A 12770-nucleotide genomic window follows, 5' to 3' on the forward strand; every position below is an offset into this window, starting at 1 on the left:
AGGCCTATGAAAACACGTACGATTATCCTGACAGTAGTTGGTATTGTTGTTTACGTCATGGTCGCCAAATACCACGGCGAGCTGAAAAGAAACAACCCCCTCTCAAGCGAACATGCCGCAACCCCTGTAGAGCAGCATGCGCAGCTCACAGACCAACATCATACTGATGTAGCCCCGACATCGGATCAAGACTCGGAAGAGACTGCTCCAGCTTCCCTTACTGCCCATGATGAGCCCATCGCGCATGATCAGGCCCAACCGGTAATTGAAGCAGAGGCTGAAGATAAACAGCCGCAACCTGCTCCTGAGCAGGTTGCAGCTAAACCGGCAGAACAGCAGGCAGATATGGCTGTTGTAGCCAGTCAACAGAAGCTCAGTGATGAACTTGCTCAGAAAGAAAAGCAGATTCTTGAGTTGCTTGAAGCGCAGGAAATTGTGGCCAATAAATACCGAGAGTTGCTCAAGCAAACCGAACAAGCCAATGCTGCCATCAGCGCTTTGCGCAAAGGTAAACAGTCACTCAGTGCAGAACTGGAGAAAAATAAGGCAACCGCTGAAGAACTGGTTGCTGCTCAACTTGCGCTACAGGAAAACGAAAAGGCCGTTAGCGTAGCCAATGAGCGAATAGTAGCCCTTGCTGAAAAAAACAACGAGCTTAAGAAAAAATATGAAGCATCAAGCACTGCCATCCAACAACTTAAAGCAGCCCTGGTTGATGCAGAGCTAACAAACACCAAATCCGACAAAATCGTCCAGGAAAATGAAGATCAGCTTGCTCAGCTTCAAGACCAGATTCAGGCACAGACCACCGAAATAGGACGGCTTAAAGCTAAATTAACCGATGCTACGTCCCAACTTGCAATCACCCGTAACAACCTGAAAAAAGCCGATCTTAGGGCAGAAGCCATGTTTCGCTTTGGTCAGGAAAAAGAACAATCCCTTCTTCCTTTTGAAGAACAGATAGCGAGCCTGCAAACTTTCATCGATGAAAAACAAGCAGCTCTTACAGCAGCAGTCAATGAAGGTGAATCCCTGCAGCAGGCTCTGCGCAGCAAGACGCAAGAATTTGATGCACTGGTACTGGCCAATAGTGAGCAGGCTGCTCAAGTCTCCAGCCTGCTGGAAAAAGTCGCTGCATTAGAGTCTGATCTTGCGCTCAAAAATGAAGAGTTTACAGCCTCTATCGAACTCCTGAAACAGACAGAAGCTAAGCGTCAGGAAGGTATTGATAAAATTGCTGCACTCTCTGATGCAAACAGCGTAGCTCAAGCCGAAATTGAACAAGCAGCACAAGACAATAAAGAAGCGCAAGACAAAATTGCCGAACTTGAATCAGCAATAACTCTTGCCGAGACAGAAGCACAGAGCAAAATAGTCGAACTTGAATCAGCCATTGTGCTGGCCGAAGCCGCAGTAACGGAAAGCCAGGACAAATTGAACAGTGTCAACGAAACTGTTGCATCACTTCAGGAACAACTGGCAATACAAACAACAGCGTCTGAGGAACTTGAAACACAGCTTCAAGAAATGACCAGTAATTTTACTGCCCTCAAAGAAGAAAATCTTACGCTCGCCGGCCAAATAGACAGCATGCTTGCCGACCAGCAAGCTGTAGATGGATTGAAACTACAGGTAGAAGAAGCAACTACTGCTATTGCTGCACTGGAGGCAGAAAAAGAGGCATTTGCGGCGGAAACCCAGACTCAAGTCGAGGAGTTGCAGATACAGAATCAAACACTGCAAGCGACGCTGGAAGAAAAAGAGGTGGCTCTTGCTGAAGCTAACGCGCAAATTGAGACCTTAACCCCTCTTCCGGCATTGATTGAAGAATTGGAAAATGCTGCAGCTCTTCATGCAGAATCCATTGCCGCTAAAGATGCGACTCTCGCTGAACTCTCTGCACAGGTAGAAGAACTCACTGCATTGAAAGTGCAGCTTGAAGAAAGCCAGGCAAAAAACAGTGAGCTTACTACTTCTTTGGAACAGCAAACAGCGCAACTCTCTACCGTAAATCAGGAGCTGACTACAGCTCAGGAACAGCAGGCATCCTTAACAGAAGAACTTACAGCTGCTCAGGAACAGGCTACCGGCTTGGCGGGAGAACTCACTGCATTGAAAGTGCAGTTTGAAGAAAGCCAGGCAAAAAACAGTGAGCTTACTACTTCTTTGGAACAGCAAACAGCGCAACTCTCTACCGTAAATCAGGAGCTGACTGCAGCTCAGGAACAGCAGGCATCCTTAACAGAAGAACTTACAGCTGCTAAGGAACAGGCTACCGGCTTGGCGGGAGAACTCACTGCATTGAAAGTGCAGTTTGAAGAAAGCCAGGCAAAAAACAGTGAGCTTACTACTTCTTTGGAACAGCAAACAGCGCAACTCTCTACCGTAAATCAGGAGCTGACTGCAGCTCAGGAACAGCAGGCATCCTTAACAGAAGAACTTACAGCTGCTCAGGAACAGGCTACTGGCTTGGCGGGAGAACTTGCCACAGCCAAAGAACAACAGGCCTCATTGACAGAAGAACTCGCCGCTGCTCAGGAACAGGCTACCGGCTTAGCTGGGGAACTTGCCACAGCCAAAGAGCAACAGGTAGCTTTGACAGAACAACTCACCACGGCCCAGGCCAAAGCAGGACAGGTTGAAACGCTTACAGCTACAGTCCAGGAAAAAAATGATGCCTTAACTGACGCACAAGAGCAGATAAATGGATTGCAGGAAGAGGCTGCAAAAGTTGAACAACTTGACAAACAGATCGCTGAACTTACCGCAAAGGTTGAACAGACAGACGCTGCTAAAATAGCTGCAGAGAAGAAGGTAGCCTCCTTAGAGGCAGAAGCATCTACCCTGCAAGGAAACATCCAAGAGGTATCCAAATCTCTTGCTGCAAGCGATAATAAATTTGCATCAGTCAGTTCTAAACTGCAATCTTCTCTTGCCGAGATTGCTACCCTGACAACTGCTGTCAACGAAAAAAGCGCCACTGCCGAGCAACTTGCTCAAGAACAGGCTACGAGCCAAGAGACTATTGCTGCTCTAGAAAAGCAACTCGCAGCAGCCAAAGGTAAAAGCGAAGAACTCGTAGCAGCAGAAAAGACTGTTGCAGACCTGGAAGAATCTAACAGCATGTTGCAACAGCAACTAGCTGCCAGCAGTGAAGCTGCTGCTCAGCTTCAGGCGCAAGCAGAAGCACTGCAAAAAGAACTCGACGTCCTCAAAGACGAACGTAACCAACTCGCCAAGCAAAGTACTGATACCGATCAGGATGGTGTAATGGATGCGACTGATGCATGTCCAGACACTCCTGCTGGTGTAAAAGTTGATGATACCGGATGTGAGCCTGACAGCGACAAAGACGGAATTGTTGACCGCGCAGACCTGTGTAACGATTCTGCAGAGGGAAGCGTTGTTAACGAACTGGGATGCGAGCCGACCCAAAAAATCATCCTTAGCGGCGTTACATTCAAAACCGGAACTGCCGACCTGACACCAGCATCCAAGGAAAACCTGGACATGGTTGCGGCAGCACTCCTTAAATTCCCAGCAATGCAACTTGAAGTTGCAGGGTACACAGACTCGGTCGGTAATGAGGAGAGAAACCTGCAGGTTTCAAACCTCCGTGCACAGGCTGTAGTCGATTACCTTGTTGAAAAAGAAATCGATGCAGAGCGACTTGTTGCAAAGGGCTATGGCATGGCTGATCCTATTGCAGACAATGCAACAGCCGAAGGACGTGCAAAAAACAGAAGGGTGGAATTACACCCGATAGCTGAATAATACTCTTACTTCTTTTACCTTGTAAAAGCCCGTTGCAGCTGGTTGCAACGGGCTTTTTTTTATTATTTACACCTTATCGATGAAAGATATCCAACCGCTCTAAATACGCTCTCTGCCCATGGACTAAACTCCAATTTAATGGTAAACAAGCATTCAGAAAATGATATTTCAGTCACTATTCGGCCGCACCCTGCGGAATCTGTTGTTTTTTCTGCGCACGATCAGGAGCATTGCGGCACAGTTACTGATCGAGATTAAGGCGAAATTACAGGCCATCAACTGAAGTTACTTTTCTCTTTTTAAACCGTACCTTTTGATAGAACTTACCCGTTTTCGAGTATAACATGGAACGATTACTTTTAATTGCTTTTGCTGCCGCACTTGGGGCTGCCTTTTATTACTGGTTTGCCAGAGCAGTCCACAAACAGTCCATGCAGCATTTTATCCACGCTAATCTCTGGCTAATGCATCCAAATGCAATTTGCTACTGGCGCACAGCGATTGCTCTAGTAGCTTATGTTCTCTATTTTTTTGCAGGATTTCAGGCTATTGCAATAATTATTTTCACCTTTGCCGCAATACTCGATGGTGTTGATGGGACAGTGGCCAGGGTGTGTAACCTCTCAACCACATGGGGAGAATGGCTTGACCCCATGTGCGACAAACTGACATACCTGCCACCATTGCTTGGCTTTGCCTATGCCGGGATTCTGTCAATCAAACTTGTCTGGACACTTGTAGCCATAGAACTCTTTGGCCAATTTTTAGCCAGACACATTCTCTCATACATGAAGTGTTCAGTAGCAGCTAATAATTTCGGAAAAATCAAAGCCATCATCTGCTTTACCTTGATGATTTTTTGTTCATTATTAGAAAAGAGTTCAGGGCTTTTTGTTGTTAATATAGGCGATGAGGTACTTATAGCCTGCATTATTCTTGCTGCTGCCTCGGTGGTTTTTAAATTTATCCCCAATCGCTTATATGCTGATATACTGTCTACCCTTAACTTTTTCTGTGGTGTAACCAGCCTGATTCTGACTCATAACAAGTTCTTTGCCTGGGCTATTTTTGTTATAATCCTAGGTCAGCTTTTTGATCTTTTTGATGGACGCATGGCGGAAAAACATGGTGGAACCAAGTATGGACCCTACTTGGATGACATTGCTGATTTTGTTAGTTTTGGTCTTGCACCAGCCTATGTCATTGTTCAATCAGGTGGGAATCTGGCATGGCTTTTTGCCACTTTATTTTTTGTCGGAGTTGCTTATCGGCTCGTTCGCTTTGTTACTGTTGATAAAAAACGGACAGATATTCCTGAAGGCGTTTTCAATGGATTACCAAGTCCGGCAGGTGCATTAATAGTTCTTGGTGCAGCTTTGGTTGCAGAGCCTATTTTGCTATGGATAATAGCGGCCGGTACAGTGGGGTTAATGATCAGTCACATTCGTTTTGCCCACTTTGCACGAGTCATCCTCAAACATATCCCCAAACCGTTATTCTTTCTCACCAGCGCAACAATTATTGTTGCCATCTCCTTTGTACTTAAAACAAAGAATGTAGAGATGTTTGGATATTTTATTCTTTTCTCTGTATCGCTCTATATTGTTGCGGGAAGAAAATGGCTTCATGATCCCATTCAAGAAAAATAACATCTCATACCCCTTATTTAGCACCACCGCTCGTCTAAGGCACTAAAATGGGCTTTGCTTTTTAAATACTAAAAAAATAATTTTTCTGGATCAAATCCTCTCTTTCCGCAATCTACTTTTACCCAACAGAGCCCCTACGGTATCCCCAAAAAACCGGTTGCCGAATTACTCGCTCAATCAACAAGCGACCAAAACCTGCCCCTATGCCTATAAACAGACTATGCCCCCTTGCAGAGATGGCTTCAATATTTTCCATGGTGGGCATGGCTGTAGGCTCGGTCAACCATTTTGACAACTGACCGCCTTAACGAATAAAGGTATTTTTGATCAAACTATTGAGAGCGAATGGACACGATCTCTCCAAGAGAGACACCCCATGAGCCTTGCATATAAAGAACATTGACGTATCTAAACGAATTAATCCACTCAATTGAGTCTGCCTTGCCGCTCTCTATGCAAGTAGTTCCTCCCAGATTTTTTCTCGTTTTGTTGGCAATCACGGATGTGATTGCATACAAAAGCTAGAGGCTCGGATCATTTTTCATTTGTTTCAATTGATCTTTATGGGCATACATCTCGTGGTCGGCTTTTATCAGCAACTCTTTTGCTGTGGTTCCATCTTCAGGACAATAGGCTACACCGATGGCTGCGCCATATAAATTGATGGAACCACTTCCCATATGCATAGGTTCGGAGAGTGCAGTAGCTATTTTATTGTAAATGACTTTGAGATCGTCGCGTGAATCGATATCGTAAAAAAGAACAACAAACTCATCACCTGCAAATCGGGCAACCATATCCTCCTTGCGCACTTGGGTACGCAGCCGAAGCGCCAACTCAATCAGTACATTGTCACCAATTTCGTGTCCATGTTTATCATTAATCTTCTTGAAATCGTTCACATCGATAAACATAACTGCGAATTTCTCAATCGGTGATGATTCAATACGGCATATCGCTTCTCCGAGCGCTTGTTCATAGGCGTATCGATTTGGAAGTCTTGTCAGATGATCCGTCTGCAATCGCTGCTGCATAGCTTGAAAGCTTTGAGCCAGCTCACCTATTTCATCACTACGCCTGATATTGATGGGATGTTCGAGTGAACCGCTCCCAACCTGATTGGCAGCAAAAGATAATTTTTTGAGATCCCGTGTAACCCAATTGAGAATAGAAAGTCCTATGAGTACGACAAAAAGCGTAGCCAAAGCAGCCAGGAAAATTGTACGCCGGACATTATGACTAATGCCCCCCATGAAATCCTGGTCAGGTATTGCCACAATATTGATCCAGATCAAGCCCGATTGATCCTGAAATCTGGAATAGGCTACATGGACTTTTGCGCCCTCTTTATTATAAAAATAGAAAGGATCTATCTGCACCTTGTTTGTGTTTCCCGCACGGCGCTTTTCAACTTGTTTGTACACCTCAACCAGCATCTGGTTTTCACTTTCCGCTGCATTCAATCTCCTCATCTTCCCATCTTTAAGACTCCTTATATTTGGGCTGCAAGAGGAGGCTATAAGGTCTCCGTTAGGCTCAATGATAAAGGCAATACCATTCTTGGAAATATCCAACGAACTAACAAACGTATTCAGGGCTCGCAACGGCATATCCGTAGCCACCACCCCCTTGAGATTTCCGAATTCATCCAGGACCCGACGTGCCCTGGTAGCGACCAGATCATTTGTTCCGAAATCAATATATACGGAAGTCCAGATATCGATATCACTGGTTTCGGCAACCTGAAACCAAGGACGGACTCTTGGGTCGAATAATTTCTCTTCCTTGTGGCTAAGAACGGGTTTCCCGTTCAATCCTTCAAAAAAATATATGGTTCGATGCTCTTCCGGTTTAAACTTAATCCGCAATTCAGCTCGTTCTTCAGAGTGACGGTAAAGACCAAAAGCCTGGCCACTGGTTGATCCATAATAAACATAGTTATTGGGATCAGTATGCAACGAAGTGGCTATCCAGAAACGGGTTTTGATATTTTCAAGATCCTGCTCGATTGAATCCGGTGCAACCATCTTCTCAGGGAAAGCCGCTTTGAGTGTCGCCACTGAACCAACAACATGCCTATCCACGGCCAGACTGATACGGCTGGCAGTCTCTTCAAGTAAGTGATTGGAAACCAGCAACACAGCGTCACTGCCAGTCCGATAGGATAAAATTCCAAGCACTGTAGCTAGCAGAACAACAAGTGTTACGTACGGTACGATCAGTACTATTCGCAGAGATGAACCGGGGATTCCCCGATGGAGCTGAAATGACATAGTAAAGCTACTCCTGCACAGCTGAAAAAGAGAAAGGGGGCAACGTGTACAGCGGACTAAACAGCTAGGACATACTATTCTTGCTTTTCTTGACTTTTCATAGTCTCGCAACAAAGAAGGGAACAGCAATAAGCTAATTTAGAAAGTTATCATAAACTCTATGGTAACACCAGCACCACATTCTTTTTCACTTGAAAGCCGGTTACAAAAACAGACTGACAGCCCGTTTCTATTTTGCCCCGGGAAACTCTCAAATGTCCTCTGTTCATTTATGCCCAGCCACCCCGATGTTTCATGGGACCAACTTTGTTAGATAAAGATATGAATCGTTGTCACCCAAATATTGTTTGATACCAAATTGATATCATCATTTCTGTTCAACCCATGGAAGACAGGCCACCCCAAATCGAAGTACCGGCAGGCCTCAACCCACTCTTTAAACAACAAAAACGGATTATTTGCAGAGAACATCCATCCAGTGTATCAATAAAGAAAGTTATCGAAAAAATAACGATTCAGCCAATAATAAACGACCTCACCTTCCCCCCGATTTGTAATTTGTTCAGTAGAGCTTCAGATGCATGCAAGCCGGCTGGATAATTTGAATGACGCAGTGTTTTCCTGCCCGATCGTGCGCTGGTGTGCACTGCTGAAGAATAACACGGAAAAGAAATATGAATGCACTAAAATCTATTGTTGAACAACACAAATCAACAATTTTCGACTACCGGCATACATTGCACCGTATTCCAGAAACTGCGTTCACCGAGCGCAAGACCAGCACGTTTGTGGAGGAGCAACTCAAAAAACTGGGTCTTGAGCTGGAGACAGGCATCGCCCAATATGGCCTCACGGGCCTGATGAAAGGTCATGGGCCAAAGACCGAAACAGGCAAGACCCTCATGATCCGAGCGGATATGGACGGCCTGGCTGTGACTGAAGAAACAGGCTTACCTTGGGCTTCCACTCATCAGGGTAAGATGCATGCTTGTGGACACGACGGGCACATGGCCATGGTTCTCGGTACGGCCCTGGTTCTCAATACCATAAAAGAAAGGTTTAACGGCCGGATTAAGTTCTTGTTCCAGCCTGCAGAAGAAGGTCCTGGCGGAGCAAAACCCATGATTGATGCTGGAGTCCTCGAAAATCCCCATGTAGATTATGCTCTGGGTGCTCATCTCTGGCCTGCTTTAGAAAAGGGTATGATCGGAGTTAAAGAGGGGCCATTGATGGCGGCCATGGATTTTTTTGATCTGACCATAACCGGAAAAGGTGGTCATGGAGCCATGCCACACTTCTGTATTGACCCGGTCGACACTGCCGCCCAGGTAATCAATGCCCTCCAGCGCATAACCAGTCGCCAAATGAGCCCAATCAGCCCAACTGTCGTCACCATTGGCAGTATACATGGGGGAAACAGTTACAATATCATTCCGGATACGGTGAACCTTAAAGGGACCACCCGAACCTTTGACCGGGACGTCTGGGTCTCATGGCCGAAAAGAATAGAAAAGATCATCAAAGGTGTATGCGAATCCATGGGGGCAGAATATACCCTGGATTACAAAACAGGCTATCCCCCGACATTCAACGATACAGAGATGGCGGCACTCGCAGGGGAATGCGCAGCCAGGGTGGTAGGAGAAAATAAGGTTACCATTCCCGACTCCACCATGGGTGGAGAAGACATGTCCTTCTATCTGGAAAAAACCAAAGGGTGTTTTATTTTGCTCGGAACCGGGCACCCCGGATGCTCCCCTCTCCATAACAGCAAATTTGATTTTGATGAAAACGTGCTCTTAACAGGGGTCGAACTTTTCTGTGATATGGCTTTGACTTTGCTGAAATAAGATTGATAGGCTCCCCTGGGATGCATTCTTCAGGAGGAGCTTTACTTTCTCACCATCCTCTTTCTTGCCTACCCAATCGCCCTTTTATCGTATTCGCCCTTCCAGGTAAAAGGAGATTCTGTATGCTCAAACATTTTTACTCGGTAATCTTAACAGGGCACCTTTCGCTGGCGTTCCTGGTCCAGAACTCTTTTCATTTCAACCTCCCTACACTACTCTTTGAGATCGAAAACAAGGCAGAGACCTTGCCTCCGGTTGTAATTTTATGCTAAACTAACATTAGGTTGGAAAGAGCACATGGTAACGTTCGGAATTTTTCTCGGCCTGATTGTAGTTGGCACAATTGTCATAATAGCCAGACTCACCCTAAATTTTTTTTACAAAGCTCCTGGTTGCTCAACAACACATAGCGGCCTCCGGCATTGTTCATTATGCAATTCTTTCAAATGGATCAAGCTGGAAATACAACGCAGACAATGACAATAAGGCCATACCTTCTTATGTTGTAGTAAATGCGGTAATAAAAAATCGGCTTGAAATGTTGAAAAATCCATTGCCGAAATAGCATCAATTGCTATTAATCCGTCCCCTTCTCTCTCCGAAAAGGAGGCACTCATGATAAATACAACCGACGCCTACAATGCTGTGACTGGCCCAGGCCCTCACTCGGCCAATCACTTGTTTTGGGTATTACCTCATGAACCTGCGAATTGCAAAGCGCTTAATGGTAGGTCAACAATTAGGTGTACTGCAAATCTCCAACCCTAACTGCAGCAGTTGAACGCTTTGCTGTTCGTTACTCTTCATTTCAATCGATATTTGAAAATAAGACGTTACGTCGACATCACCTGTAAACAAAGGCAGCAGGAATAAAAGATACAACCATCTCACTCTATTTTTTTACCTTTTTTACAGAGATCTAGTTATGCATGAAATAGAAGCTTTAAGCTGGCAACAGGAGAGATACCGCGCCATCCTTTCCCAGCACATTGATAGATTATACAATGCATTGGAGGAACTTCAACGCACCACCCTACTCTGTATGAGTTTAGACACTGCCTCAGACAAACAGATCGACGAGTGGTTGCAACAGGAGGGGTTTGCTGTTGACGAAAACGGTTTTTTCCAAAGCAAACCATTGCTGTCATCGTTTAGACAAGGCACCGCCCCAAAGGAGGCCTTCAGCATTTCCTGGGGAAAACAACTCAAAAGCGACCCAACCGTACGGCGCCATATACACACCCACCGAAATATTGGGAACCATCTCAAGCATATCCACGATCGCTTGGGAAATGTTGGCTGGATCTATTACCAAGATGCCGCAAACACCTCGCTTCAGTATCCATTCATTGATCAATGCACCGCAATTCCCTTTGATTTCGACTGGACCACATACCACACCTACCTTTCCGTATGTCCGCAGAATAATCCCAAACGCTTGATCCGCTGGACAACTCCCACTGTCGATTATGCCGGCGAAGGTATAATTCTTTCCGTTTCTATCCCTGTCTGGCAGGGCGACAGCTTTATCGGCTTGTGGAGCATTGATTTGCCTATCCGCTACATCTACCAAGATTTTGCCTCTGCAAAACCTTTTCCCCAGCAAAAGCAGTTTATTGTGAACAAGCAAGGGATGCTGTTATTGCACGAAAAGCTAGATGCCGAAATCGACAAAACAGAGGGGACCGTTTTTCTGCATCCATTGTCAGATCTCGGGAAACAGTGGCAAGATCTGAACTTGGCAGAGCTTATCGTAAAACAAGCAGGTGTATTGCAAATAACAAACTCTGCCGGCACGAACTGGGTATACAGTTACAGTCATGTGCCAGGTGTCGATTGGATTCTCTTTTCAGGCCTCCCCAAGGTAGCTGTGGAAGAGGCAGCCACACAACGACTTCAGGAGGCCTTTCGACAAATATCCGATGGAGATTTCTCGCACAGAATCGAAGCAATGCCAACCAGCACCCTGTCTACTCTGGTTGACGAATTTAACAATATGACTACGCGGCTGGATGTAGCGGAGAAGCATCGGCAGGAAATGGAACGGCAGTTGCTGCAAAGTCAAAAAATGGAAGCAGTCGGCAGGTTGGCAGGTGGGGTTGCTCACGACTATAACAACATGCTCAGCGTCATTATCGGCTATTCGGAAATGGTCCTGGAAAAAACGCCGGCCGACAACCCTTTATATCACTATATCAAGAAAATTGAGAGTGCAGCAAATCGCTCCAAGGAACTTACCCGCCAACTTTTAGCCTTTGCCCGCTGCCAAACCATTGCGCCCAAAATACTCAATATCAATGAGGCGGTGCAAAGCATGCTCAAAATGGTCAACCCTCTGATCGGTGAGGATATTAAACTCGCCTGGTGCCCGGGAGAGGAAATATGGCAGATAAAGATCGATCCGACTCAAATTGACCAGATTCTGGCTAATCTTTGCGTTAATGCCAAAGACGCTATGAACGGGATGGGAAAAATCATTATCGCAACGGCAAACACGAAATTTGACGACCACTTTTGTTCCCAGCACCAGGGATTCTTTCCCGGTGAATTCGTTCGCCTCTCATTAAGCGATGACGGTGAGGGAATGGAGGCATCAATTTTAGACCATCTCTTTGAACCATTTTTCAGCACCAAGGATAGCGGCAAAGGGACCGGACTCGGTCTGGCAACAGTGTATGGCATTGTCAAGCAAAACAATGGGTTTATTAATGTTAACAGTGATCTGGGTATTGGTACCACCTTTGAGATATACCTGCCCAGGGCCAACGGTCAGCCCGTTGAGACTCTTGCAAAAAGCACCGTGGAAACATCCAGGGGCAATAACGAAACCGTGCTGCTGGTGGAAGACGAAGCTGCGATACTCAATCTAACCAAGAGAATGCTCAGACAACTCGGTTACCACGTTATAGCCACAGACTCGCCCATGGAAGCCATTAGTATCGTCGAAAGCCATGCCGAACCGATTGACCTGCTGCTTACCGACGTGATCATGCCGGAACTGAATGGACGTGACCTGGCAAAGAGGTTACAGCAAAATAATCCTGCTCTCAACGTGCTGTTCATGTCCGGTTATCCATCCAGTGTTATTATTAACAGGGGTGTATTGGACAACGACGTTTTTTTGCTGCAGAAACCATTTTCTAAAAGTGAGCTCGCCACCAAAATAAGAGAGGCCCTGGCCACAAGCATACCCCTCTCTTGATAACAGACAGTTCGCCATTATC

Annotated in this window: 6 protein-coding genes; 4 read left to right on the plus strand and 2 right to left on the minus strand. The window is 45.8% G+C overall.

The genetic code is table 11. From position 1 onward, the window contains the following. The first annotated feature begins 6 nt into the window (after positions 1-6). Both ACHZCY_RS05060 and ACHZCY_RS05065 read left to right on the plus strand, forming a co-directional pair. Positions 7-3774 (plus strand): OmpA family protein, encoded by a 3768-nt coding sequence (locus ACHZCY_RS05060; protein WP_319548059.1) that lies wholly within the window; start codon positions 7-9, stop codon positions 3772-3774. A 344-nt stretch (positions 3775-4118) separates the two neighbouring features. After that, the gene (locus tag ACHZCY_RS05065; protein WP_205222301.1) at positions 4119-5423 is read left to right on the plus strand and encodes a CDP-alcohol phosphatidyltransferase family protein; all 1305 of its coding nucleotides are present in this window, start codon (positions 4119-4121) and stop codon (positions 5421-5423) included. Between the two features lie 118 nt (positions 5424-5541). Here ACHZCY_RS05065 and ACHZCY_RS05070 read toward each other — a convergent pair whose 3' ends face one another. Both ACHZCY_RS05070 and ACHZCY_RS05075 read right to left on the minus strand, forming a co-directional pair. Beyond that, complete coding sequence (locus ACHZCY_RS05070; RefSeq protein WP_319548060.1) at positions 5542-5718, minus strand: hypothetical protein; 177 nt, start codon at positions 5716-5718, stop codon at positions 5542-5544. Between the two features lie 226 nt (positions 5719-5944). Beyond that, on the minus strand, positions 5945-7696 hold the full coding sequence (locus ACHZCY_RS05075) for a sensor domain-containing diguanylate cyclase (protein WP_205222299.1): 1752 nt from the start codon (positions 7694-7696) through the stop codon (positions 5945-5947). A gap of 674 nt (positions 7697-8370) precedes the next feature. Here ACHZCY_RS05075 and ACHZCY_RS05080 point away from each other — a divergent pair. Both ACHZCY_RS05080 and ACHZCY_RS05085 read left to right on the plus strand, forming a co-directional pair. Beyond that, a complete protein-coding gene (locus ACHZCY_RS05080) occupies positions 8371-9546 on the plus strand; it encodes a M20 metallopeptidase family protein (protein ID WP_319548061.1) in 1176 nt (391 codons plus the stop codon). Positions 9547-10471: 925 nt separating this feature from the next. Continuing rightward, positions 10472-12748 (plus strand): response regulator, encoded by a 2277-nt coding sequence (locus tag ACHZCY_RS05085; protein ID WP_319548062.1) that lies wholly within the window; start codon positions 10472-10474, stop codon positions 12746-12748. Positions 12749-12770 lie beyond the last annotated feature (22 nt).

Source organism: Desulfogranum marinum, assembly GCF_963675105.2.
Classification (GTDB): Bacteria; Desulfobacterota; Desulfobulbia; order Desulfobulbales; family Desulfobulbaceae; genus Desulfogranum; species Desulfogranum marinum.